21 protein-coding genes and 1 pseudogene are annotated in these 26,568 nt (G+C 43.1%); 8 read left to right on the top strand and 14 right to left on the bottom strand.

Annotation, left to right across the window (positions count from 1 at the left end; all coding sequences use genetic code 11):
* Positions 1 to 264 precede the first annotated feature (264 nt).
* A complete protein-coding gene (locus AC5JP1_RS03550) occupies positions 265 to 654 on the top strand; it encodes a hypothetical protein (protein WP_493843147.1) in 390 nt (129 codons plus the stop codon).
* A gap of 3 nt (positions 655 to 657) precedes the next feature.
* Here AC5JP1_RS03550 and AC5JP1_RS03545 read toward each other — a convergent pair whose 3' ends face one another.
* From AC5JP1_RS03545 to AC5JP1_RS03525, 5 genes are all read right to left on the bottom strand, one after another.
* Positions 658 to 1,677 (bottom strand): Csu type fimbrial protein, encoded by a 1,020-nt coding sequence (locus AC5JP1_RS03545; protein WP_493843146.1) that lies wholly within the window; start codon positions 1,675 to 1,677, stop codon positions 658 to 660.
* Positions 1,674 to 4,136 carry a fimbria/pilus outer membrane usher protein gene (locus AC5JP1_RS03540; RefSeq protein ID WP_493843145.1) on the bottom strand — a complete coding sequence of 821 codons (2,463 nt, stop codon included), beginning with the start codon at positions 4,134 to 4,136 and terminating at the stop codon, positions 1,674 to 1,676. Before AC5JP1_RS03540 ends, AC5JP1_RS03545 begins: the two co-directional genes overlap by 4 nt.
* Positions 4,087 to 4,845, bottom strand: a complete 759-nt coding sequence (locus AC5JP1_RS03535; RefSeq protein ID WP_493843144.1) for a fimbrial biogenesis chaperone — start codon at positions 4,843 to 4,845, stop codon at positions 4,087 to 4,089. The genes AC5JP1_RS03540 and AC5JP1_RS03535 overlap by 50 nt, the downstream gene beginning before the upstream one ends.
* Positions 4,846 to 4,850: 5 nt before the next feature.
* Positions 4,851 to 5,390, bottom strand: a complete 540-nt coding sequence (locus AC5JP1_RS03530; protein WP_493843143.1) for a Csu type fimbrial protein — start codon at positions 5,388 to 5,390, stop codon at positions 4,851 to 4,853.
* A 309-nt stretch (positions 5,391 to 5,699) separates the two neighbouring features.
* A complete protein-coding gene (locus AC5JP1_RS03525) occupies positions 5,700 to 6,611 on the bottom strand; it encodes a LysR family transcriptional regulator (protein WP_493843142.1) in 912 nt (303 codons plus the stop codon).
* Between the two features lie 168 nt (positions 6,612 to 6,779).
* On the opposite strand from AC5JP1_RS03525, the gene AC5JP1_RS03520 reads away from it, so the two are divergent.
* Positions 6,780 to 7,919: an MFS transporter gene (locus AC5JP1_RS03520; RefSeq protein ID WP_493843141.1), complete on the top strand. Its 1,140-nt coding sequence runs from the start codon at positions 6,780 to 6,782 to the stop codon at positions 7,917 to 7,919.
* A 121-nt stretch (positions 7,920 to 8,040) separates the two neighbouring features.
* Here AC5JP1_RS03520 and AC5JP1_RS03515 read toward each other — a convergent pair whose 3' ends face one another.
* From AC5JP1_RS03515 to AC5JP1_RS03505, 3 genes are all read right to left on the bottom strand, one after another.
* Complete coding sequence (locus tag AC5JP1_RS03515; protein WP_493843140.1) at positions 8,041 to 9,207, bottom strand: TauD/TfdA family dioxygenase; 1,167 nt, start codon at positions 9,205 to 9,207, stop codon at positions 8,041 to 8,043.
* 230 nt (positions 9,208 to 9,437) lie between these two features.
* A complete protein-coding gene (gene ppc / locus AC5JP1_RS03510) occupies positions 9,438 to 12,218 on the bottom strand; it encodes a phosphoenolpyruvate carboxylase (RefSeq protein ID WP_493843139.1) in 2,781 nt (926 codons plus the stop codon).
* Between the two features lie 247 nt (positions 12,219 to 12,465).
* The gene (locus AC5JP1_RS03505; RefSeq protein WP_493843138.1) at positions 12,466 to 13,731 is read right to left on the bottom strand and encodes a tyrosine-type recombinase/integrase; all 1,266 of its coding nucleotides are present in this window, start codon (positions 13,729 to 13,731) and stop codon (positions 12,466 to 12,468) included.
* 768 nt (positions 13,732 to 14,499) lie between these two features.
* Here AC5JP1_RS03505 and AC5JP1_RS03500 point away from each other — a divergent pair.
* Positions 14,500 to 15,213 carry a DarT1-associated NADAR antitoxin family protein gene (locus AC5JP1_RS03500; protein ID WP_493843137.1) on the top strand — a complete coding sequence of 238 codons (714 nt, stop codon included), beginning with the start codon at positions 14,500 to 14,502 and terminating at the stop codon, positions 15,211 to 15,213.
* Positions 15,214 to 15,657: 444 nt separating this feature from the next.
* Here the strand turns inward: AC5JP1_RS03500 and AC5JP1_RS03495 are convergent, their stop codons facing one another.
* Positions 15,658 to 16,140 (bottom strand): hypothetical protein, encoded by a 483-nt coding sequence (locus AC5JP1_RS03495; RefSeq protein ID WP_493843136.1) that lies wholly within the window; start codon positions 16,138 to 16,140, stop codon positions 15,658 to 15,660.
* Between the two features lie 195 nt (positions 16,141 to 16,335).
* On the opposite strand from AC5JP1_RS03495, the gene AC5JP1_RS03490 reads away from it, so the two are divergent.
* Positions 16,336 to 17,004, top strand: a complete 669-nt coding sequence (locus tag AC5JP1_RS03490) for a hypothetical protein (protein WP_493843135.1) — start codon at positions 16,336 to 16,338, stop codon at positions 17,002 to 17,004.
* 96 nt (positions 17,005 to 17,100) lie between these two features.
* Here the strand turns inward: AC5JP1_RS03490 and AC5JP1_RS03485 are convergent, their stop codons facing one another.
* The 4 genes from AC5JP1_RS03485 to AC5JP1_RS03470 form a co-directional block, all read right to left on the bottom strand.
* Positions 17,101 to 17,856, bottom strand: a complete 756-nt coding sequence (locus tag AC5JP1_RS03485) for a M90 family metallopeptidase (RefSeq protein WP_493843134.1) — start codon at positions 17,854 to 17,856, stop codon at positions 17,101 to 17,103.
* A gap of 28 nt (positions 17,857 to 17,884) precedes the next feature.
* Complete coding sequence (locus AC5JP1_RS03480) at positions 17,885 to 18,238, bottom strand: helix-turn-helix transcriptional regulator (RefSeq protein ID WP_493843133.1); 354 nt, start codon at positions 18,236 to 18,238, stop codon at positions 17,885 to 17,887.
* Positions 18,239 to 18,337: 99 nt separating this feature from the next.
* The gene (locus AC5JP1_RS03475) at positions 18,338 to 19,735 is read right to left on the bottom strand and encodes a type II toxin-antitoxin system HipA family toxin (RefSeq protein ID WP_493843132.1); all 1,398 of its coding nucleotides are present in this window, start codon (positions 19,733 to 19,735) and stop codon (positions 18,338 to 18,340) included.
* A 151-nt stretch (positions 19,736 to 19,886) separates the two neighbouring features.
* Positions 19,887 to 20,456, bottom strand: coding sequence for a TetR/AcrR family transcriptional regulator (locus tag AC5JP1_RS03470; RefSeq protein WP_319051687.1), 570 nt, complete (start codon positions 20,454 to 20,456; stop codon positions 19,887 to 19,889).
* Positions 20,457 to 20,575: 119 nt separating this feature from the next.
* Here AC5JP1_RS03470 and AC5JP1_RS03465 point away from each other — a divergent pair, with 119 nt between their 5' ends.
* Together AC5JP1_RS03465 and AC5JP1_RS03460 are read left to right on the top strand one after the other, a co-directional pair.
* Complete coding sequence (locus AC5JP1_RS03465) at positions 20,576 to 22,015, top strand: NAD(P)-binding protein (protein WP_493843131.1); 1,440 nt, start codon at positions 20,576 to 20,578, stop codon at positions 22,013 to 22,015.
* A gap of 25 nt (positions 22,016 to 22,040) precedes the next feature.
* A complete protein-coding gene (locus AC5JP1_RS03460; protein ID WP_493843130.1) occupies positions 22,041 to 23,135 on the top strand; it encodes a DUF2855 family protein in 1,095 nt (364 codons plus the stop codon).
* Positions 23,136 to 23,311: 176 nt separating this feature from the next.
* On the opposite strand, the gene AC5JP1_RS03455 is transcribed toward AC5JP1_RS03460, so the two are convergent.
* Positions 23,312 to 23,950, bottom strand: a complete 639-nt coding sequence (locus AC5JP1_RS03455; protein ID WP_493843129.1) for a GDSL-type esterase/lipase family protein — start codon at positions 23,948 to 23,950, stop codon at positions 23,312 to 23,314.
* Positions 23,951 to 24,172: 222 nt separating this feature from the next.
* Here AC5JP1_RS03455 and AC5JP1_RS03450 point away from each other — a divergent pair.
* Together AC5JP1_RS03450 and AC5JP1_RS03445 are read left to right on the top strand one after the other, a co-directional pair.
* Positions 24,173 to 25,789, top strand: a pseudogene (locus AC5JP1_RS03450) (circularly permuted type 2 ATP-grasp protein); the annotation flags it as partial.
* 138 nt (positions 25,790 to 25,927) lie between these two features.
* Positions 25,928 to 26,560 (top strand): alpha-E domain-containing protein, encoded by a 633-nt coding sequence (locus AC5JP1_RS03445; protein ID WP_443526639.1) that lies wholly within the window; start codon positions 25,928 to 25,930, stop codon positions 26,558 to 26,560.
* The last annotated feature ends 8 nt before the right edge of the window (positions 26,561 to 26,568 follow it).

Raw genomic sequence — 26,568 nt, 5'->3', positions numbered from 1 at the left:
TATTTTCTAAATTTATTAAAAACGCTGTAAAAAACTGACACTTTAGTGCCATCGGTCATCTGATCCTGCCCATTGGTACCAAAAGACATTGCAATGTAACAAAAATACCATATTATTATACATATAAGGCGATTAGCAAACCGTCAATCATATGGACTGATTTGGTACTTACTTATGGACAGCTTAAAAAATTCAGATAGTAAAGGTATAAATCGACCTACCAGCACATTATCTCCTACAAATAACAGTAAACGACGAAGCACTGTGTTTACCATAGCTAGTGTCTTTCTTATTTTTGTAGTCGTGACCGCATTTGTCTCTTATCGCATCTCATCAACCCTCTCTCAAACCTCAAACTCGGGGACTGGTTTGACTACAAACCATGACCTCTACCATGACCTCTCCTTGTTTTCTAGCCCAGAACACACCCAGAGCCTAGGTATCCAAGCCAGCCATGTCATAACTGATGCTAGAGAAACAGACACTATTATTAACTATAATGAGTTTAAACAAGAAGCTCAAAACATACTGTTCCGTGAAGAAGAGGAAATCATACAGGCGCAGTCCAATCCACATAGTATCGCGCCTACGATTAGCGCGGAAGGCTTTAGATCTGAAGCGGATAAAACCTTATACCGTGATAGTGAGTATTGAGCCTCAATAGTTGATGGTAATGGTTACCGTATCGGTGTACTGATCGGGCATAAAATCCGTACTCGGGACAGTGACGTATACTGTCTGAGAAGTGCTCGTACCGGTCCCACTACCAGTGACGCCATTGCCAGTCGCGTTTGCTACGTTACCCCATATGGCACCACTAGGACCTGCAGTACGGCGTAACTGATAAGGTACCTTGTCTGTATTGCTACCAGTACCACTCATCACACCAGCGCCAGCTGTATCATCGTTTGATGGTGCCAGCCCGATATAGTAGGGCGCTGCATTTGTACAAGTTATGTCGATAGCATCATTGTTACTGCCGACAACAGTGGTCTGATTGGCCATTTGATTGCCCAAATTGATATCAGAGGTTGCATTGATAAGGCAGCTAGGCACTACTGTTGCCTGAGCGCTAAATAGTAAGGGTTTTGTTTCCTTGCCAGTGTCGGTAATACAGTTAGGGGTAGATAATAGCGCTAAGGTATCCGAATAAGTAATAGCGGTACCACTGGTGTTAAAATTATTGATATATGTGCCTTGTGTGGCAAGGTTATTACTATAGCTTGGTAATAAAGACAGCTTGATTGGCACATCGACTGAGATACTACCTCTGGGGGCAATGGTATGTACGACCGATTTGTAGACTGAACCAGGCGTATTGCCCCATATTCGCTCTCCTGGTAACGTCATATTAAAGGCTAGGCGAGAGTTATTAATGGTGTTCTTCAAAAATCGTGGCGATATCACACTTGGGTTGTTGTCACCACCATCAGCTGATAGGCAAACAGATACCTTCATACTAAGCAACAGGTCAGTATTTTTACAGGTGTAGTTCAGCGTTGCGTTGATGCTGGCGTCATCAGCGTTGCTGGGTGTGAGCGCTGTGCTTACAGTAATAAGGCTAGGGCTGACACTTGCGTTACAGTCTGCTGTCAAAATAGCATTGGCATGGTGAGCAGGTAGACAGCAGCCAATCAGTAATACAAACCAATAACACCATTGAGATACCGACTTCATGGCTGTTCCTTTTCGCAAGTGATCGGACCAATAAGCGGAATGTTATTGTCCTGATTCTGATAATCAAAGCGTACTTGGCAAGTATTGCCATCAGGTGTAGTGACGTGTAGTACGTTTTTTTCAGCCAATATATCTAGATATACCTCACCATCAAAGCCCACGAAAGCATCTAATGTATCTACATTATTTACAGTTTTGTTCGATATTACCTTTACCTGACTACCTAAGGGTAAGTGGGTACCTGTACCGTCTTGTAGAATGACAGATGCTGCATTCACTGGTGTCATGTCTATATTTACCATCATGCCCACTTGTTCTGCTGGCGTTGCTGTCATACTGACTTGATCGATTCTCATGTTGGCAGGCAAGTCCATAGGATCGATGCTTATTTTGTTATCCTGATAGGCATTGAGCGGGGATAGTAGCAATAACCCTTTGTCATTGGTTCTACCAATTGGACTGTTCTGCAATAGAATTGGCACATCGGCCACACCGCTTGTGGAGACAACGGCAAAGCTACTGTTGATATTCTTTGATGCAAATAGCCCGCCGCCCATCATAACCAGAGCACCTGACGCACCGCCATACAAAGAGTGATGATCCTCACTTACGGTTATACCTGCTTTTAATCGCCCATAGCCTCCCAGATGGTCCAGTTCTGCTAGTATGTCGTGACGGTCCGCACTATAGCGGGATTGTGCGCGCCAGCCCATACCGCCAGTATTAGGCGCCGCTTGTACCATATCAGCGACCAACAAAGATTGCTGCCCTTGCTGTTGCAAACTGCTACTTGCTGCGCGCTGTTGACCCAGTGATATAGAGGCACCAATGAGCACACTGCTATTATCAGCATTGTGAAAGTCATGGTTCAGGTTGGCAATCAGCCGTATACGCTGACCTATGTTTTTGCTCCAGTAGGCACGTGCAAGCTTTATTGAGTCCTGCTGATCGTACGTGACTTTATTGTAGCCAATACCAAAGCTTCCTGAATATTGTGTATTATAACCTGCTGAAATCTGCTCGCTTCTATGAATAGGGGTGGATCCGTATTTAGCAGCAATATCGCGATAGTTACCCTGTGTACCAGTAACCCCAATCCCCACATTGAAACGACGGTTGCTCCACGAATAGTTTGCACTATATTGCATACCATCAGCGTCTATATCTTGGCTACCCGCTAGCGATGCAAACAAAACCCCACCGGTACGTCCTAACAGCCATGTGCCGCCCACACCCACATTTTTGAGATTCTTGGTTGCTTCTATGTGAGTTTCTGCAGTGAATCTATTGTTTAGACCGTAACGCCACGTACCACTAGCTGCGATGTCTTTAGCATAATGAAAGGACTCAATACCGTAATCTTTACGGACAGCGCCTACTTCAAATGACCAGTCTGATAACCCTGCTTGCAATAATCGATGTGTGTTATACAAAGGAAAATCGAGCGTTTGGTTTTGACCTAGGGCATCAGTTACAACCAATTGTGCCATACCTGCACCCTCAAAGCTTGGCACGGTGGTAAGCTCAAAGGGACCTGCAGGCACGTTGGTATCAAACTGCTTAAGTCCATTGACATAGAGTTCCACTGCCGACGGCAGCGTCGCTTTACCAAAAAATGACGGTAGCGGTGTGGTTGTCTTATAAGGTTGCAGCGCAAAATTGCTACCGATCTGTAGGCCACCTAGACGTGTGGGGCGCGTCCATGACAATGCACTGGTCAGCATATCACCTGCTTGAATACTCAGCAGGCTATCAGGAAATGACTGACGCCAGCTGGTATCTAAGCGTACCGTACGATGGTCCCAACCATCTTGAGCATGACTTTGTGCTGCCGTGATTGCTGTGTTTTTTAGCACCCCAAGTTGATTGAATGCTCGCATCTCTGTATAAGCATTGAGGCTATGGGTACTATCATCACCGTATGTGCCATATAGCGAATAGTTTAACAAGACGCCAGGCGATGTATGAGCCGTTGAATGTTTAGGGCGATAAGTGCGATATACCGCTGGTTCTATGTCCAGAGCATCGATGGGCGCTATAAGGGTTAGGGTTTGCAAGCGAGCATTATAATCGATACTCAGTCCAGGGATATCACTTAGTGAGAGCGGTGTCACTGTGCTAGGGGGCAGCAAAAAACCAATGTGCCGTAATACATTGGCGCTTGCCCATAGCTGATCATCATGATGAATGAAATGAACCAAGCCGACATTCGATCCATTCAACGTCACTTCTAGATATAAATCAAGACCATCATCCGGGTCGTTTGCATCTAACTCTGCACGTACGTCCTTTATATATGAATCGCTATGATCACTTAGACCAAGTTTTGCCAGTCTTTGCTGATCAGCTTGATCTACTAGCGAGTTGGTAGCATGGCCACTAGATGTGATAGTAATGCCTAGCACCAGGTTAGTTAGCAATACCTGATAGCGTGATGTCGGGTATGATTTTATCTCCATTCATAAGCACCTCAAATTGACCACCTGTGGTAAGTACGGTGGGTGGCAGCTCGAACACCCATGTCATGGTAGCACCTGGTAATACGTAACCTAATAAACCTCTGGTAAGAACAGTACGGTTGTTATGCTTGTCTACAAAGCCTAGTGCGGCGAGCTGGGCATGAGCATTGCCACTGTTGCTCACCTGCAAGGTTATCTGCTTGGTACTAGGCTGTGTCTGCATCTGCCACTGTAATATCGGCTGAGGTTTCTCTACAAATTTGGGCTGAATAAACACTGGCACAGAGTAACTTAAAACAAACTGTATCCCAGGTTTTTCATTGGTCGTGTCAACAGGCAACTCATTGATCAATAAACGATAGGCATCTTCTACGCCTGCGCCCTTTTTTATTTGCGTATTGGTTTTGATTATACGAACAAGCTGCTGTTCACTAGGGTTAAGCGATAGCATCGGCGGACTGGCAAGTAGCCCACGTGATAGCTGTAATTGATCACCCGTACTATCTTGTGTCCAGTGATACACACGTATTTGTGCACTGATCCTATCATTGCCTGTATTCATCAATGTCAAACCGTCAGCATTTTGGTGGCTCTGTAGTGTAAGAGAGATAGGGGATACCTGTAGCCCACTTGCGCCCGCGCCACTGCCATACATCAGTATTCCAAAGAATCCGCATGTCGCAATGTGTCGTAACCTGTGACCTAACATGGTTATCAGTAGGTCACATTGACAGCGACAGTGTCAGAGTAAACACCAGGCTCAACGTCTGTTGTAGAAGTCACTTTGGCATAGACCTTATAGCTGTCGGCCGCAATCGCCAATCCATTACCGATACCAGAGACGCCATTGCCATCGTCAGTTAGGTTTCCAGTATTGCCCCAAGCAGAACCACCTGCTGTCTGCGTCAACTGATAACCAATCGTGGCGCTATCAGGTCCTGTCATAACACCAGCGCCTGATGTATCGTTATTGGATGGTGTTAAGTTCACGATATAAGGCGTGTTCTTAGAGCAGGTTACGGAGATGTCATTGGCAGATGATTGTTCAGCAATATCTACTATCGCTGTATTGGCCACATAAGCACCAAAATTAATATCTTGATTGCCTGTTGTGGAGGCGACAGAACAAAAAGAAGTGATTGTTAGCTTAACATCAAAGGTGCCTGTTGCAGTCGCGGCCTGAGCAGTAGAAACGGCTACTAAGCTACTAATAGCAAGAAAAGCGGTAGTAATTAGGTGTTTTTTCGATGACATGATTATTCTCCAAAATTATTATTTCGAGCGTTTATCAATACAACGTAGCGTTTTTATATGTACCTGCTCAGCACCTTCAGTGACCAGTTTAGTGAGTAGAATAATTATTAAGGATGCCTACAGAAACCATAAAACAAATATATCTAATTTATTATTGCACAACTTTTGTTTGATTGCACGGCAAATATATAGTGCTTTGATCATTGCCAGTTATCACTAAGCTATTGGCTAATGATCATTACGATTTGGTATACGCTTGATATCACGTCTCATTTATCTGCTGTACACAGAGATGAGGATTTTTTTGGTTTAATACATCATGCTCTTTTGTATGTCATCTGTTGCGCTCAACGTTACCGCGACGAAAGCGGCAACTGTCGCACTGTTATTAGACTGCTTGTATTGGATATGCACGGGTATGTGTGTGCTGACATTGTTTAGTGTCATAAAGTGACACCCTTCACTATAAAGCTTGCGTACACAATAGGGCGCAATCGCCACCCCTAAGCTTGCAGCCACTTCAGTCACCAAAGTTTGCATGTGTTTTGGTTGGCTAATGATATTGGGTGAAAATCCAGCCTGCTTACACAGTGTGATGATCTCATCAAAGAGACCAACCGCTTCATCACGATTAAAAATAATAAATTTATCGTTTTTTAGTTGCGCTAAATCAATGGTTGTCTGATCGGCTAACGCATAGCTTTGGTTCACAATTGCTACCAACCTGTCGACATAAATACTGTGGCTGATAAAGTCATTGGCAATGGCGCTTGGCAATGGTCTTGAAAAAGAAATATCGATGCGGTCATTGTTGAATGCTTCTATTTGTTCGGTCACCGTCATCTCAAACAGTGACACATGCACATGCGGAAATTTTTCTTTATAACTGCGTACCAGTTTAGCCATAAAGGTTAGGCAGGCCGAGCTTAGATGCGCAATATTGAGTGTGCCGACTTGTCCATCATGGGCTCGTTTGACTTGTGTCTTCGCTTGCTCTGCTAAGCTCAAAATAGTGGCAGCGTCTTTTAGCAGTTGCTCGCCAGCGGGCGTGATAGTTACCTTACGAGAAGTGCGATTAAACAGAACAACACCCAATTCTGTCTCTAATGATGAAATATGACGACTGATAGCAGGTTGTACGGTATACAGCTCACGCGCCGCTTCCGAAAAGCTCTGGTATTTGGCCACCGCCATAAAGCTTTTGAGTGTTTTTATATTCATAGCACTACCATCTCACCACGCCTATTTTATATATTCATACGTTAGTTGTATGGATTCAATCACATACTATCATTTTTGTTATGGCTTGATAGATTCTATACTTGCGGCATGATTTATTAAGCCGAACAGTTATACCAGTAATAGATATCGAAACGACTAAGGACACATATGAACCAATTAAAAACCGCAGGTAGTTTAACCTTACTGTGTATTGCCAGTTTGACCATTATGGTCGGTACGTTACTGGCACCCGGCTTAGTTAGCATTTCGACAGGCTTGGGTATTACCGACAACAGCGTGCTGTTAATTACCTTGCCGTCATTGGGTGCGGTGGTATTTGCGCCACTGGCTGGCAAGTTAATCGATAAATATGGCGCGTATAAACTATTGATAATCGGTTTGTTTTTATATGGACTTGCGGGCGCCAGTGCTTATCTTTTACATGGACCAGCACAGGTGTTTAGTAATCGGTTTCTATTGGGCGGTATAACGTCAGTCGTCATGGCGAGCTGTACAGTACTAATTTCTACATGGTATCAGGGAGAGGCGCGCCTAAAAATGATTGCCAAGCAAGGGATGTCCATTGAGCTGGGCGGGGTCATCTTCTTGTTTTTAGGTGGCTTGCTGGCTTCACAGTTTTGGGCATTACCGCTATCGATTTATTTGATTGCGTGGGTGTTCTTAGCCATGCTACTACTGTTTGTACCACGGCATCATGCAACTGCTGTAAACCATGAGCAGATTAATGAGGACGATAGCAAAACCATCATTAGTGGCTTATCTCTAAAAAATGTGTATTTTATCTCAACCTTAGCGATGACCATCTTTTTCACATCGACCGTGTTACTGCCCATCACCATGAATGAGTTGAGCTATAACGAATCACAAATTGGTCAACTTCTGGCCTTTATTTCTTTGGTAGCGGTCGTTACCGCAGGCTTTATGCCTAAAATAATCAAGCGGTTAAATGAACCTAAAGTATTGGCATTGGCGTTTTTAGCATTTGCATTGTCATACATCTGCTTTACGCAAGCCAGTACCTTGCTACTAACATTAGGCGCGCTATTGATCGGTATTGGCTTTGGTTTCAGTATTCCGTTGTTGAACCACATGACCATCGAGCTAAGTGCTGCTAACGTACGTGGCCGCAACCTATCTTACTTTACGATGGCGGTGTTTTCGGGTCAGTTTTTTACGTCATTTATGGAGTACATGCCGGGCGGCGCGCACAACGTGTTTATTATGTGCAGCGTGTTCAGTGTCATCATTAGCATGGTTTTATTTGTGAAAGCTCGTAAAGCTGCTTGATAGATTGCTATAGTGCGATAGAGATAAAGTAGAAAAAGGGAAGGGCTAATAATCCTTGGCCAACCCTCGTCAAACCATCTGATGCTGTATTGCCAACAGCATCAGACGGTTTTCGTTTTAATTAAGCCAGTTGCTTTTTAAGCGTTCGTAAACGACTTTTAAATTCTGAGCGGTCAACATAACAGCCTTTGAGACGACGCTCGCCCATATTTTCATCAAATGCATTACGTCCGTGCAGGACGCGGCGATTATCAAAAACCACCATTTGACCCGCTGCTAATTTCAACTCAATCTTATAGCGACTGTCTTTTAATCGAGCCATCAGCTCTCGATAAGCAAGATAGTAGTCGTACATAACATCACTTGGTAAATCAAAAACATCTGCAAGATGGGCGTTGTATTTGATTTCGACAATATTACCAAAGTTGTCTAGATTGATGACGGGGTGGTGCTCACAGATATCATGAGCAGTGTCATGAAAACGAAAGGGGATGGCATATTCTGCAAGCAAGCAAAAATATTCAGGCTGCTCTTCTCGTAACCCTTCTAACACCTTTAACCCATCTACAAAAGTAGATTCGCCACCTATACTTTCATTACTCAAAAAATGCAAAAATTGATAGCCTGGAGGTAACTCCTGATTTGGTAAGTCGGTATGCAAAGGTAATGAGAGCGAGGTATAAGCCAAATTAATCGGTGACTTTTCTGATATCACATCGAATGTCATACCGAAGTTAGTCTGACGCAGGTAATCAACTCGCATGGCGGTCTGTACACCAGCATCAGAGTCATCTGGCATATTATCAATGATAGTAAGCCCATATTTATCCAGCGCACTCATCCACTCATATAAAGCACTGTCACTGGTCATGATGTTCTGTTGGTCATACATAGGAATGTGGTCAATAAACGTGCCATCCCAGCTTTCATAAGGACTGCTATGGTCCTTGGCCAATGCACTAGAATAACCAAACTCACGTAACCAGCTTTGTTCAAAGTGGCTGACATGTTTTTGTTCTGACCATTCAATCGTCAGTGTTGTCTCATCAAAAGAGACGGATAGCGGATGGATATCTTTTGAGATACTCAGTAAATCAAAGCTACGCTCGCCAGTTTGCGGATGAAAAGCCGATGGGCAGTTATCACGTAGCCAAATATAGTGATACGTACTATTAATACCATCACTCCAGCGTATTTGAATAGCACGGTCAATGAGTGCAACGGATTCTATTTGAAAGTCATTTGCTACGGCGATGTCTAGAGATGGTGTTGCTTGAGGCATTTCCATTGGAGCAGACCCTACATATACATGAAGTAAAAATATATTTTACGGTATATTGCTGAGATCGGTTATTCAAACACTGAATTACGAATCACCTAATGGGCAATATCAATCAACGCAGTACTAAACTGCGATTAATATTTGGTGAGCTATTTTTTGAAGGGTTTTAAAAAAAATTGAGGCTTCGCGAACGAAGCCTCAATTGATATAAGTGTTTTGTTTGTCCCAAAACGGCTCTAACCGGTATTGCGTAAACCCGCTGCCAGTGCATTGATACTACGGATTAATGGATCCTCTACGTTAATGTCATCAGAATCGTCACTGCTCACAGTATCTTGCTGTCTGGCACGCTTTAATAGCTCAATCTGTATATAGTTGATGGGGTCTAGATAAGCGTCTCGCCACTGCAGAGATGAAGCAAGATTCTGCTGGCTAGACAATAAAGAACCTTGTTCAAGCAAGGAGTTCAATCCTGAATAGGTTAGTTTATGTTCATCGAGGACTTCGCTCATAATTTTCTCACGTAACGGCTCATCGTCACACAGTTGGCTATAGGCCTCGGCAATATTCATATTGGCTTTGGTAAAGGCCATCTCAATATTGCTCATAAACACACTAAAGAACGGCCATTTAGCGTTCATCTCTTTCATCAATGCTTCGTCAGCCCTAACGCTATCTAGGGCACTGCCGACGCCGTACCAAGCAGGTAGGGTAAAGCGTGCCAATGACCAGCCAAATACCCAAGGGATGGCTCTTAAGGTAGTTTTACTTGGGAGGCCTTTTTTGCGGTGGGCAGGACGTGAGCCAATATTTAATAGAGATATCTCTTGTACAGGCGTCACCTCTGAATAAAACTGATAAAACCCTTCGGTGTGATCCGTCAGCTCGCGATAACGTTGCTCGCCCGCGTCCGCTAAGCGTGTAAACAGCGCTTCATACTCTGGCAGCTCGGTCGGTTGTACCACAAACCTTGTTGAGCAGGCTTTGAGTGTACCCGTGATGGCCATGGTCAGCTCAAATACAGCAGTATCTGTATTGGCATACTTAGCATAGAGCACTTCGCCTTGCTCAGTTACTTTAATCTGCCCATGTAGCGTGCCGGCTGGCTGTGCGGCAATGGCTTTGTGCGTTGATCCACCACCACGGCTGACTGAACCACCACGACCATGGAACAACCGCGTTTTGATGTCGTATTTTTCAGCAATACTATTGATAGTCTGCTGGGCACTATAAAGTCGCCATGCTGAGGTAATGATTCCGCCATCTTTTGATGAGTCTGAATAACCCAGCATGATCTCTTGTGTATTATCCGTATTCTGTAGCAGGCCACGATACAGTGGATTATCTAACACGGCAGGCAATATTTTATCGATATTTTTTAGATCTTCAATGGTTTCGAACAATGGTGCAACTGGCAAATCAGCAGACAACTGGCCTTCGTCATCAATTCTGCATAAGCCTGCAAACCGCATCAATAGCAACACTTCTAGTAGCTGGCTAGCATTGTTGGTCATCGAGATCACATAGCTACCAAAAGTAGCCTGTCCCACCAGTTTGCGTAGAGTAGCGACCGAATTTATCAGTGACAATTGTTCACGAGTTTTGTCTGTCAGGTTGTCAGTATAGATAAGCGGCGTGCCTGGTTTTTCTAGCAAGCGCGTCAACCACTCTTGACGTTCGGTTTCGCTTAGCGTTTGATAATCAGGCAGGTTAGAAGCACTGGCAAAGATATCTGCAATCACTTCGCCATGGTATGACGACTCTTGACGGATATCCAGCGCTGCCAAATGAAAGCCGCAAGTTTTGACCAAACGAATCACATCTAGAAGTAATCCTTCTGCGTGTGCCGTATCGTGTGTATTGACACTTCGACGGATAATGCGCAGATCTTCTAGTAATTCTTCTGGATTGGCATAGGCATCTTTTTCGGCCTCGATATCCGTACCTTTGCTTTGGATACGGCGATTGGTGGCTTTGACTTTAGTCAGAATGATAGAGAGCAGGCGACGATATGGCTCATTGCCATAGTCATCTAGGTTATAGTCAAACACACGCTGATCGAGCTCATCATAACTTTTGATTTTGGCATATACGTCAGGTGAGACGGTGACAATGGTGTCACTATGAATCAGCTGGCGGCGCAGTTTTTTGAGTAGTACTTGATAGTGACGCAGCACGGTATCAGCATGCATCAATACAGCAAGTTCTGTGGTCTCAAAAGTCACAAAAGGATTGCCATCTCTATCACCACCAATCCATGAACCAAAGCTCATAAACGCAGGTAGCGGATAGTCTGTGAGCTCTGGATAGATATCGACAATGGCTTTTTTGATATTACGATACACTTTAGGAATGGCGTTGAACAAACTGGCATTAAAGTAATGCAGGCCATTGTTAATCTCATCATATACCAACGGCTTACGGGTACGTACTTCATCAGACGACCATAATAGATCAATCGTTTGCGCCGTTTGTTCTTTTGCTTGCTCGTAGGCGAAGCTGTTTTCGGTCACGTTGTTTAAAGCATCACTATGTGTGAATAGACTTTGTAAGATATTCATCGTAGTACGGCGACGCGCTTCGGTAGGATGCGCCGTAAATACAGGTGTAAACTTTAGCTGATCAATCAGCTCTTGCATTTGAACAGGCTCGATATTGCGTTCACGACACTCAAGTAAGGTACGACGAAATGATCCTTCCCAACTTTGCTCAGACTGCATACGCTGCGCATGACGCTGCTCACGTAAGTAATTCTCTTCGCTTAGATTGGCTAGGAAAAAATAGATAGAAAAGCCGCGTATGACGTTTTTTAAGGTTTGATTATCCAAAGAAGCAATAAAATCGATAAGCTGCTGTTTATGTGCCTCATTCGGCTCACGACGCTGTTGAATAAAGCCTTTACGCAGCGTCTCAATCGTATCTAGCGTCTGCTCACCAGATTGGCGAGAAATAGCATCACCTAATAATGAACCCAACAGGCTGGTGCGTTTACGTAGTACGTTGTTATCTAGTGTCATCTTCAAACTCCTTCTCAAATGAATGGATATAATACTATGGTTATCTTATGCGCAATATCCTTATGGTTTTTTGCAATTTAACATAAATAGGTGATACCTGCTTAATGTTAATGGTCAATTGTTTGTTTTGTTGACCCTCATCATACTATTGCTTATGTTTGGCTTGGTTTGTTTCTAACTTTCTTCATATATCTAACTGGTTTTAGTACAAGTTTGTCCTAATTACGTTCTATGATTGTCTTACAATTTATTTACCTCGCAGCTCATCTATATAATCGGCCCAATCCTGCATCATCTGCACCCTAGTATCGATTTCATCGAGTCTGTTGTAGGCCCCGCCATGTGTGTCTTTTATCCTGTGACCCAGCTGTAACTCTGTGACGATATCTGAATAGCGTAGCTCAGGCTGTTCCATGAGCAAGGTTTTAGCCGATGCTCGAAATCCATGTGCACATTGCACGTCTTTATATCCGAGCCGATGAAAAACCTGTACCAACGTCGCTTTGCTGATATACGCATTACTTGAACCGCGCATCGACGCGAATACATATTCCTTATGCCCAGTAATTGACTGAATGTTTCGTAATCGCACAATTACTTGCGTGGCTAAGGGAATAACTAAGTGCGAGACCATGTCGTCGCGTCCTTCGCCTTTGGTAGGGGAGAATGCCCATGTATTATTATCCCAATCGATGTCATCCCAGCGCATCGATCGCAGATCGATACTACGTACGAATACATAAGGTAGTAGATTTATAGCCTCTAATGTGACTTTACTTGCACCTCTAAATTCAGACATATCTTTTAGAAGCGTCGCAAATTGGTCAGGCTTAGTAATGGCTGGCAAGTGATTGCCTGAATTGGCAGGTGCTAGCTCACCACGGGTATCAATCGCCACATTTCTATCGCATAATCCTCGGGCAACAGCAAATGAAAACACTTTTTCCGTATACAAACGAGTGCTCGCACCAACGAAAGTCGCTTGATTGTCATTATTTTGAATTGACTCACACACACTAAGTATCATCTCGCTGGTGATGTCGTTCATTCTCAAATCACCAATCTCGCTACACATATACCCCAAACATAAATCCCAAAATTTGAGGGTAGAGTCACTAAATGCGAATCTTTTAGACTTATTTTGGTGGCGACCTGCTGTCTTGTGATCGCGCCATGCTTGTGCAATCTCAGAAAACGTTGCATTTTTGAGGTGTGTGTATCTGTTGACTTGTTCTTTTTGCTGAATAGCTTTAGGGTCAGAGCCTTTGGCGACCATGTTGAGGATAGTCTCGGCTTTGTACTTCACCTCATATAAATCAATATCTTCAACTTTACCGAGCATCATTCTGGGGCGCTTGCCCTCGATATGCGGATGAGAGTAACGCAGGTAGTATTCTTTTTTGCCGTTTGGGTAGACACGAATGCTCAAGCCTGCCACACCTGAGACACTAACTGAATAGTCCTTGTCTCGGTATTCAAGCTTATTGATATCGTTTATGTGATCGACAGCCATAAGGTATATCCGTAAATTTGATTGGGCAGTTGCATAAGGTTAATAACCAAAGAAGAGTATTCTTCAAAAACGTACAAATAGTCATTGGACACCAATATGGACACTGGTATTTGTTCTAAAAATAAAAAATATCTTATTTTACAAGGTCTGAAACGTTTAATTATCCCCAAGGTTCACTTGGGGATAATTGTACCATATTTACCTATATATCCAGTAGACTACGTAAAAATTGAGTTATAGAGCATTTTTAACCACTATTTAAAGACATAAATTTATAAAAAAATAAGCCAAACACTTTATTTGGTAAGCGCTACAGACGATTATTTACTAAATCAGTAGCCTTATACTTGCATAGAATATAATAAACAGGGTGGTAGTACGGTTCTATGCAAGTAGGAGAGCGTATTTTGAGGTCTATATTTGTATCTTTTATCCTAAAAATAAATATGTTCTAAAAGTAACAGATGATTGATCGTAGAGATCTAAAAATAGCAGTGAGTGTTTTATGGATTACTTACGCCGAATCTATAGAAGATATCAATAATATTTAAATAGGGTAGGATAAATGACAAAGAATAAGATAAACTGCCATCGCAAGCGTTGACTTGATATATTTTATTTCAGACTAAGCAGTGGTATTAGATTGCCAAGAGTTATTAGCCAAAACGGATAACGCTGAGCAAGAGAATAGAGTAATCAGTTAGGAGTATAGTAGGTCGAGCATAAAAGAGCGCTTATAAAAGATTATTGATATTAAGGTGAATTACTATGGAACCAACACAAAACGCTATAGAACATAAACCTGTATTCATGCCCAAAGTCAACAGTGATAATCTGGTAAAAACAGATATGGTAAGAGTTGAGCGGCATGTGGGATTTGCGAGTAGACAAAAGAAAAAAACGATCAATGACTTGCATCAAGTCATTCGTAAAAAGTATGGGTTTAAACAAGTGCTGGAGCTGTCCAGTAAATCGGGCAATAAACTGAGTTTTCCGCTGAGTCCATTTAGCCTACAAATCACTAATGAGTATGATGGCAAGCAGTATAGTGTCGAAAATGCCTTTCAAGCCAGTATGGTGTTTGAAGATGGTGGTCCTTATGAAGACTTGTTGACTGTAGCACCCAGACAAGCCAGAAAAGATGAGCGATTGATGACATCAGGAGAGCTCACTGTTTACGACTACTTCGGTATGGAATGGGGCGTAGAGCCATTGACGACGTTTTATGATTGGCTATATGTGAATGCGCTCAAGCAAAATCCTCATTTGCATGAAGAGGTAATGCAATATCAAGCCTTTACTGATATTACTTTTAATCCTGCAAAATCTATTCATAATGCAGCCTACGCACTGGCTCTGTTTGTGGCACTAAATAAACGTGAGCTGCTCGGTAATGTTGAAGATCCAATGGCGTTTTATGACTTATGCAATGAGTTCAAAGTTAGCAATACTGAGCACCTGTTAGAAGAAGGTTGGGTTTAAGCGCTAGGCTAGCGCTCAATTGAGAATAATAAATAGTTTGAAATAAAGGTTGGGTTGCAGACAATAGTACTAATCCAGATCTGAATCATTCCGCAAAATGTCATTTGCGAAATTGAGATTACCGAGGATGATTCGGTAGCTCATAGTAATAATAGCGATAATTTATTAAATACTTAGAAAGCAGTTGTCGCAAATTTTGCGACAACTCAAATAATAGAATAGTTTTAACTTATTCTGGTTTTCATGTACTTAATGTACAAGGAACTATGAACATAATCTATGAACACAATCTTTTATAGACCTTATTTAACATAATATACATTATACGAAAACAAACCAACGGTTTTAGTAAATGACTGAATAGCAGTTAGTCATAATATAATTTATATTCTTTGCCGTGTGTTTTATCTTGGCTCAGTATTTTCAATATTAGTTTGGCCGTTGTTAGCGGCAAGTTTCAAGCAAATGATTACGCAAAGTATCGCCATCTTTGTTTAAAATCACGTCTGCAACTTGGCAATTAGCACTCTTATCATCACATGATAACTCATAATAAATATCGCTACCTTGCGCTAAGCTGACGTGAACCAATCCTTTATCAGTTACTGAAAACTTTTTATCCTGCGTATAGTCAGGATCTTGAGAGTTCCACAGCACATCGTAATCTACATTGCATGACATTTGGTGCTTGTCAAAATAATCCTGTTCGAGCTGTATGGCTGCTTGCAGATCATCATCAGCATACTGCCGTAACACGGTAGGATTACTCAAACCTTCGTCATCGATGTCTTGTTTATACATCTTGGTGATGGCAGCGATTTTCATAGCGGCTTTTGTGTCATCTATTTGTGTTACATCTGCTATAGCACTACCGACGGTTGTCAGTCCTATGATTGATAGCAATGTTAGCGTTCTATACGTTGACATGTCAGTCTCTACAAGCTTTATCCTATAAGTGTTACGGTCTATTACATCATAGCCATATTAGGACTATGATGTAATATCGTATCATTCAGGTTTACTTACCAAGATCTTGATTACATAGTGCTTTTATATTGTTCCCTTTATCGGTTTCTACGATGATTTACGGGACTAATTCATTCATTGCCAAGGACCGTTTCTATGGCTATATTGACCACTTCTTATAAGAAAAAACCTGTAACATTGGCCTGTAGTAGCTTCTTATTAGCTACTTTGACTGCGACTGGTTGCCAGTCTGCCGCTGAGCCCGTCGAAACTACCAACTCTCAGATTATGAGTAGTCCATCAACAGTTATCAGTACTGATATAAGTCAACAAACCCTTAGACAGCAAGCATTACGTATACAACACGCACTGGCAAATAAGGACTTTTCTAGGATTACTAATGACATTCATCCCACACGCGGCGTTCGTTTTTCCATGTATGCTTATGTACGTCCTGAATCTGATAAAGTCTTTAGTCGCATGCAATATAAGCAATATTTGAGTCAGTCCAATATTCGCTTTACTTGGGGCAAAAAAGACGGCACTGGCGATTTACTCATCACGACACTACCTACATATTTGGATACATGGGTGAATGGTGAAACGTTCGATAACGTAGCCATTAGGATTAACGAATCAACTAACAATGGTAATTCAATCAATAATTTAAAAGAGATATACCCACAAGCTGAGGTTGTAGAGTTTTATAATAATGGTACTGAAGCGTATGCCGGTATGGACTGGCGCGTACTACGCTTGGTATTTGATGAATATCAAGGCAAACGTTATCTCATTGCGGTTATTAACGATCAATGGACGACTTAAAGACTTCAAAGATGGATACTAAAATTAAGGAAGAATTATCGTAGCGTACTACCCTTTTCTGATTTTTAATAATATATATTCATTTAAAAGAATTTTTTATTGTTTTGACTCGAGAGGCTCTTGACGAAAAAACTTCACCATAATCTCATAAATATCGGGATAAGCATCTAACAGCTTTTGCGGGGTTTCAAAAAACACCTCACTAAGCACCGCAAAAAACTCCGCGGGATTGGTCGCTCCATAGCGATCTAAACCTGACTTGCGATGTGTTTGAAAATCCTCAAAATCACGGCTCATAATCTTTGTCCATCGCGCAGGATCCATATCGGGTTGCATTGGTGGAAAGCCATTGGCGCGGCCATTCATCATATCGAGCTTATGGACAAACTCATGAATAACTACGTTGTGCCCGTCACGTTCACCCGAATGCTTGGCATCCTTCCACGAGAGAATGACAGGCCCGCGCAGCCATGCTTCTCCACTACGGTGCTGAGTACCTTCGTGGACAATACCGAACTCATCTACTGTGCTACTGCTACTCTTGTATGAGCCAGGATAAATGATAATAGATGACCAACCAGCATACCATTCAAGACTTAGGTTTAAGATCGGCAGACACGCTTGTAGTGCAATGGACTGTCTAACAGCATCGGTAATCTCAAAGTCATGGGCACCAGTGATTGATTTGTCAGCTAAGAATAAAGTCGCTAAATCAAATAAATGTGACCTCTCATCAGCATTTAACCGATCTAAGATAACGATACGTTTGGCAGCCTGCACCCAATCAGCATGAGTGAATTCACTATTGTCTAATATACGCTGCTCACGCCAGTCTTTTATAATGCCAAACATAGTCGCTACCCTATTTTAAAGTTATATATTATCTATTTTTCATTGGTACTAAGCCTACCTGCAAGCCAAATGGGCGAAATACTTGATTAAGCAGATCTACACTATAGTTGCCATTATCATTTTCTATATCTGATATCGTCTTACGCGATACTTTTACAAGCGTTGCAAACTGCTCTTGGCGTACGTTTAATACTTGTACACGCAATATCTTTAATGCTTCGCCTTGAGTGATTATGCCATCTTGTAACTGTTCGATGACGTTGTTTTTGAATGCCTTACGTGCATGACTGTCAAGTGGCAGTGCGTTTTTTGATGCACGCTGTTTTTGGTTATTATTGATGAGTAAAACCTTGTCTTCATGAATATCTTTATGGTAATTCATCATCCTACCTTTATCTTCGATACGTCTGATAGTGCCTGTGCTATCGGTCGATCTTTAAGTTTCTCAATTATGCATATCATGCAATTCATATGGGTCATGTTAATTCAGCAGTCGCCATGCTTCTAAATTTTGGGGTAAATAATCAAAACCAATGGCTGGAAAGGATAAAATGCGCTCAGGCACACCCCTAGCAGCTAAGCGCGTCTTCAAATTCAACAGATTTTTGGCTGTGGTTTTAAGCTCGCCTAATAACACTTCAGGCGGTACTACGTCTGCTAGTTGCTCAGCGATCAAATCAAAGCGATAACGACCTCCTGATTCAAGCTTATCAGGTGACCGTGCATCTGCCGTTTTCCATTTTATGCTGCGCGGTATCCCTTCAGGGTCTGCACGCATCGGTGCAAAGTCGTATATAGGTGTCAGCCAAATCTGGTCTGCATCTCGCATAAAAGCATGATTACGTCCATGATTGTCTGAGTTGCCAAAAGCAATATTTAATAAATCACGCTGTACCCATTCGATGACAAAGGCTTGCTTATCAAAATAAAAGCCCTCATCCACCATGTTTGAGCTTTCAATGAGTGCAATGAGCTCATGTATCACTGCATGATGATCCAACATAGCACCTGCACCCTTTTTCAGCATGCTATAAATAGACTCTATCGCAAAGCGCTTATAAGGCGAAGCTGACTGACCTATCTGAATATCAAAACGAGGCAACCACAATGAAGGATACCTATCACCTTCGATTAGCCTCATACCATCGATATCAACCGTCTTAAACCCCATAGCCGTCAACTCATGATAATAATGATACTCTGCACGCAAGATGTCACAGTCTAGACTCGTCCGCTGACCTCGAGGGTATTTGACCAAATAATACCTATCCTCGCTGTCCGCCAGTTGCTGATTATCGATCCAAATCGCTTCGTCATCACGCCAGCGTAATAGTAACTTGGGAGCCTCACCGCCAGCACCCGTTGCACCGCCCGCCATGGCGCCCTGCTCACTTGCATACTCCAAAAAAGTGACGTCACGATCTGCTATATCAGCCAGCGTAAATAAACGCTGCTCGTCTTGTGTAGGCAGAGGGACAGCCTCTTTGATACGCAAATGACCTATCGGTGCGATAGTTGCACGCCTGAGCAGCTCATAATCCTGCTCTGCCTTTGATAGCCGCGTCAAATCTAAACGTTGCATCCAATATCTGCGACTAGCACCAGCTGGTATCATGTCATCTAAGACAGGTAACCAACCCTTTGTTATTGTCGTACCAAATAGTTCTACAGGATAATTGATAGATACGGCAAAGTGATTATCAGCTAAAAAATGCTCATAGCTATAATTATCACTGCCTTTATTATCTTGAGACAGACTTGTCGTTTCATCACTATATATAAGCTCTATCAATTCTTTGTCATCATTAAATATTAGCTTAGCAATGTCTTGCCAGCTATCATCAAGAAAGGCTTGTATGGTTAGTGATAAATCAGTCATATCAACTCAGATATATGATAAATATATTACTCATTATATATAGAATTTATTGATTATGAGTAATATATTTATCATATTAAAATAGTTTACAAATTTATGAGCGTTATATTACTCATAAAATCGGACTATTTTTTACCTTATTCATCCTCTTCTAACCTATCGAATCAAGCTGTACTTCCACTACACGCAGCGCCATTGATTTCCAGTCCAAGTCCAAACCATCAGTAAATACCACATGATGACTGATACTGACATACCCGTGCACAATTGCCCATATGTCTAGAGCGATTTGCTGACGCTCTATCATACTCGTATCTTCGGATAAGTAAGATCCTGCGACTCGTACCAATTTTGCAAATGCGCTGTCCCGTGCAGCAATGGCTTCCTCTGATGGCTGATAGCCTGCATCAGACTCTCCAAAAATTAGCCGATAATGCGCTTCATATTTTTCAGCCACGTTGAGATATCCCAGGCATGACTCTAGTACCTGCGCTTTGCTGGCTCTGCCATCATCAGGTATGACATCCATGGCTTCACGTACCAGATGAAACCCCTCGATATACAATGCATCTAATATACCTTGCTTACCTTGGAAATGACTGTATATACCGATGGTCGATAGTCCTGCACGCTTAGAGATAGCACGTACACTCAAAGCACTCCCGCCACCCTCCAAAAACAGTTGGGAGGCTGCATTTAGGATTTTAGTTCTAGCGTCCATTAGATTCTCACTATGTCTTGACAATTATAACAGTGTTATTTTAGTATATAACACTGTTATATACAAACAGTTGTTATTAAATATCATGGATGAACCATTACCTTAGGAGCAAGGATGCGATGAGTATTAAACAACTAGAAACGGACTACCTAATTATAGGCAGTGGTGCAGTCGGCATGGCTTTTGCTGACGTACTGCTAGCAGAGACAGATGCCAATATCATTATCGTTGATAAGCATCATAAGCCAGGCGGTCATTGGAATGATGCCTATTCATTTGTCACACTACATCAGCCATCATCATTCTATGGCGTCAGTTCGCGCGAGCTATGCGGCAGTACCCTTGATAATATAGGCTCAAATAAAGGATTGTCTGAGCTAGCGACAGGCGCTGAGATCATGTCTTACTACGATAAAGTCATGCGACATACCTTTTTACCCAGCGGGCGTGTCCAGTACTTCCCGATGTGTGAGTATCAAGGAGAGGGTCACTTTACATCATTGCTGTCAGGCACTACTCACAAGGTCAAAGTCAATAAAAAGGTCATCGATGGTACTTATTTCAAAACCTCCGTGCCAGCAACCCACACGCCAAGCTTTGACATTGCTGATGGCGTCAAATTTGGTCCATTGAACGACTTACCAAACCTCACTGAACCATGCGATGGTTATGTGGTCGTTGGCGGAGGTAAAACAGGTATTGATGCAGTTTTGTGGCTATTAGAAAACCAAATTGACCCTGATCAGATCACGTGGATTATGCCTAGGGATGCTTGGTTGATTGATCGCAAAAACACTCAACCATCACGCGACTTCTTTGTGCATACTATTGGGGCACAGGCTACTCAAGCAGAGGCAATTGCTGAAGCTAAAAGTATCAGCGATTTGTTTGATCGTTTAGAGCAAGGTGGCGTGTTGATGCGCATCGATCCAAATGTACGACCGAAAATGTTCCATGGTGCCACCGTCAGTAGTGAAGAGATAAAACAGCTACGCCGAGTCAAAAACATCATACGTAAGGGCCGCATCACTCGCATAGATAAAGACACTATTTATTTTGCTGATACGCATATCCCAACGACGACCAACACTATGCATATTGATTGCTCTGCCCGTGCGGTACCAGTAACAGAGACCTATACCGTATTTCAGGATAACACCATCATCGTACAAAATATGCGTACTTACCAGCCTGTATTTAGTGCCGCATTTATCGCGCACATTGAAGCCAGTTATGATGATGACGCCATCAAAAATAATCTATGCCGCGTGGTACCACTACCCAATCATGACACGGACTGGTTGGTAGGTATCGTGGCACAAATGCAAAACCAGATGCGCTGGTCACAAGAGCCTGCACTACGTGAATGGTTGGTGAACAATCGCTTGGACGGTTTTACCAAGTTGGTACAGCCCTGTGAGAGTAGAACGCCTGAAGAGCTGGCTATCTTGCAGCGTCTAAAAAAAGCGATGCCACAAGCCGCCGCCAATATGCCTAAACTGATGGGTGAAGTCGTGCAAATCAATGCAGAGCGTCAAACTAATGCTACCCACGCCTAAACAGATAGTTACCAAGGAGATAGACATGCGAGAATTTCAGACCAACAAAACAGATTTTTCCAAAGCACGTTTACAGGAAACACCAGCTTGTATCCTCAATGAGGGTGAAGTACGTGTCAAAGTCGATCGCTTTGCCTTTACAGCTAATAATATTACTTACGCTGTCATGGGTAATCAGCTGCGATATTGGCAATTTTTTCCGCCGAATGGTGACGAGCCTGAGAAATGGGGAGTCATTCCCGTATGGGGGTTTGGTGATGTAGTGGAGTCTAGTAGCGACGCCCTACCTGTTGGTGAACGTCTATTCGGTTATTTCCCGCCAGCGAACGAGCTGATCATCACGCCCAAACGCGTCACGCAAACCAATCTGATGGATGGTAGCACCCACCGCGCCGAGCTACCCCCTGGTTATAACCTATATCAGCGCGTCAATCATGAGCAGGGTTATGTTCGCGCCAACGACAACCAGCGGATGCTGCTATTTGTACTGCATCTCACCTCATTTTGCTTATATGACTTACTAAAGAGTAATGATTGGTTTGATGCAGACCAGATCGTTATCATCAGTGCCTCGAGCAAGACCAGTATAGGTTTGGCATACGGTCTGGCCGAGGATACAGATGCCCTGCATGTCGTCGGTCTTACCTCGGACCGCCATACAGACTTCGTTGATTCGATTGATACTTATGACAGTGTATTGAGCTATGACGCTCTTGAGCGAATTGATGCAACCAAACCTACTGTTATTGTAGATATGTCAGCCAATACCGATGTCCTGAGTAGGCTACATAAGCACTTAGGCGACAACATGCGTTACACCAGTAATGTCGGTCTTACCCATTGGGATGAGCCGAGACATTCTGAGGGCATCATTCAAGCGCGTAGTCAGCAGTTCTTTGCACCCAGTCATGTGCAGCAGCGTATGAAAGAATGGGGCCCTGAAGCGTTCAATGAGCGCTCTATGCGCTACATTATGATGAGCATGGCAAAGACCAGTTCATGGCTGAACATTCAAGAGCTTGACGGAGTAGATGGTTTATTAAGTGCTTATCAAGATATCTGTGATGGCAGGATAGATGCTGATAAAGGCTTGGTAGTGGTCATGAAGGATGAAGATTGATATAAGTCAAAGTGACTGTTTATTCGTTACTAATAACTAATTAGCTGCTAATAACATTATATAAAAAAGCAGAGAGCCAGTTGCTGCGCTCGCTGCTTTTTTGTGTCAGGTCTTTATTGGGAAGTCTCAAGTTAAGTTTTTAGAGACTATAACTTCAAGACCTAAGCTGAACAAGCTCAAGGCGCCAAACCTTCCTCTTGTAAGTAATCATGCAGTCCTTCTGCAAACTGACGATATCCTATAGCATTGGCATGGATTCTATCGGATTTTAGTGTGTCATCAGATAGTACCGCTGACCAGCCGTTTGAGTATAGAGGTATGTCCTTCTCATCAGCTACCTCTTCATACAGCGGATTGTCACTTACTTTACCGAATAATGCACTGGCACTTAGGTATGGTTCAGCAATCAGGACGACATCAATATTTGCAGAGTGTAAGGTGTCAACCGTTCTCTCAATATTGGCACGGGTCGTATCAGGCTTAATACGCTGCAATACATCGTTCCCGCCCACCCCAAGCAGTACCAAATCAGGGGACTGTTTGGTGATATCTTCTACTCGAGCCAGCACATCGGCAGAGGTATCACCGTTGACACCTGCATTCACCACTTTCCACTGGCTCAAGTCAGCAAGCACGCTAGGGTAAGCTGTCTCTGTACTAGCGCCATAGCCATAGGTGAGTGAGTCCCCAAGCGCTATCACCGTACTACCAGCGGGCAATACCTGGTTCTGTGGTTCACTACTGCACCCAGTCAATCCGATACCAAATGAGAGTCCTATACTCGCCAGCAGCGAAAACCGTCCCCGTAGCTTCATGCCTGCTCCTGTTTCTATACCAATTAAATTAAATTTATCATCATCAAGCTGTTATTTTCTAAAACCTATTATTTAACTCTTGTTGTATGTTACTCAGTAACCGTTGTATAGTTCATACAGGAGATAGACTGCCTGTTGGGCGAAATACAAGTGCTGCCTAGCTTAGCACAGACAGCGTAGTCGTCATAAAGTATAACTTTACCAAGGATACGTGAGGTACTTATGAACAAAAAATCATCTCAATCCCAGTCTCAGAGTCAATCTCAAGAAGACTCTTCAAAAGATCAAACCAAAGAACAAAGTCAGACGCAAAACTCGAATAAAGCCAAAGCCACCTCTGACACCAGTATAAAAAATAAGGATAATGTTTCGGAGCAAGCGCAAAACCAATCACAAAATTCAGCAGATGCCACCCCCTCACAAGCACCCAGCTTTGATGAACTCCAAATAAGCGAAGGTCAGTATCGTCCAGTTGCAAAGGCCGTTGGTGATTGGCTTGATAACATCAATATGGACGCCCTCAATTATCTAAACGAACAGGCAGAAAACATCTTTTACCGCAAAGGGGTTACCTTCACGGTCTATAGCGATGCCAAAAATATTGAGCGTATGATTCCGTTTGATATTATTCCGCGTATTATTGCCGCGAGTGAGTGGAAACAAATAGAGGCTGGCTGCAAGCAACGTATTACCGCTCTGAATGCTTTTTTGCATGATATTTACCATGACCAAGCCATTATGAAAGCCGATATCGTACCTGCCAGCTATGTGTATGCCAGTGGCTGCTATGAGCCATGGATGATGGGTATTGAACTCGACAAACCGATCTACTCACATATCAGTGGTATCGATTTGATTCGAGACGAGTCGGGTAAGTTTTGTGTTCTAGAGGACAATTTGCGTACACCATCAGGTGTCTCATATATGCTTGAAAGCCGTAACATATCAGAGACACTACTGTCCGACATGTTCGCTGATACTCCTATTATGGGTATTAGCGACTACCCTAGCCGTCTTAAAGCCTGTCTTGCCAGCTCAACCTCCAAATATGATCCACAAGTCGTCATTTTGACCCCAGGACGTTTCAACAGTGCCTATTATGAGCATGCCTTTTTAGCACATGAGATGAATGTGCCACTCGTACATGGTTATGACTTGGTCGTTGAGGACAGCAAAGTCTATATGCAGGGTATTCGCGGTAAGGTACAGGTCGATGTGATCTATCGCCGCATTGATGATCCTTATATTGATCCTTTAGCATTCCGCTCAGATTCTATCTTGGGTGTGTCGGGGCTCATGAGTGCGTATCGCGCTGGCAACGTGGTTATTGTTAACGCACCAGGTACGGGCGTGGCCGATGATAAGAGTTTATATCCTTTTGTACCAGATATGATTAAGTTCTACTTAAATGAAGAGCCTATCTTGCCTAATATCGAGACCTACCAGTGCCGTAAGCCCGACGATCTCAAATATGTGCTTGATAATCTGGACAAGCTGGTAGTAAAAGAAACGCAAGGCTCAGGCGGCTACGGGATGCTTATTGGTCCGACATCAACCAAAGAAGAAATCGAAGACTATCGCGTACGTCTGCTTGAAAATCCAGCCGGCTTCATTGCCCAGCCAACCATCTCGCTCTCGACCAACCCTACGGCTGTAAGCGACGGTATCGCGCCGCGACATATCGACTTGCGTCCCTTTATTCTCAGTCACGGTGATGGCACGGTAGATATTGTGCCGGGCGGATTGACCCGCGTGGCCATGGTTGAGGGCTCTTTAGTCGTCAACTCATCACAAGGCGGCGGTATCAAAGACACTTGGATTGTCGATGACAGTCATTCAGAGACTCAGCCAGCTGGCAAGTGTACATCTTTATCATCAGTCGACGCCAATGCGTCAAACAACGTTTCAGGGCATGCAAACTACTATGATCGCGTACAACCCTTGGAGGCAGGTTACGAGAGTTTAGACGATGCACCTATGATACTGCTACTCTCTACCGCCAGTCATTTAATATGGCTAGGTCGATACAGCGAACGCCTTTATCACTATGACGATGTCATGAAACAGCTCATCAAAGGTGATCTCAAAAAATCTCAGGTCAAACATCTGATTAGTCACTTAGGGTTCAATGCCGATAGTGAAGAGTCCCTTAGAGCCATGAAAGTACAAATGGTGTCTGATCTGGAACAAAACATCATTCCCAATATCGTGCAGTCGATTGAAGACAATGTACAAGAAGCCAAAGGTGTCATTGGTAAAGATACGGCTGAGCTCTATAACTTGATTAAGCGTCTATCAAGTGCTGGTACTTATCGCGCCGCGACTTTGCAGCTACATGCGTGTAATGCAGCGATGAAGCAAGAGAACCCAACAGTGACTTGCTTCTGGCAATTGGGACGTCACTTTGAGCAGCTTGAGCGGGCCGTCTTATTGCAGGAGGACTCAATAGAGATCAGCCTTGACTTCAAGTACTGGATCAATCAATTACCAGAGAACACCCGCTGGCGTGAGCTTATCCGCTTGACCAATCAGATGATTCGATCGAAGAAATTTAGTGACTTTGAGCTGATTAGCAAGGAGTTCAACCTCATACTGCGTCAGGGTGTTTAGAGTGTGAA

Source organism: Psychrobacter sp. H29 (genome assembly GCF_059073055.1).
Note: the sequence above shows the minus strand (reverse complement) of the source record. Positions and strands in the feature narration are given on the sequence as shown.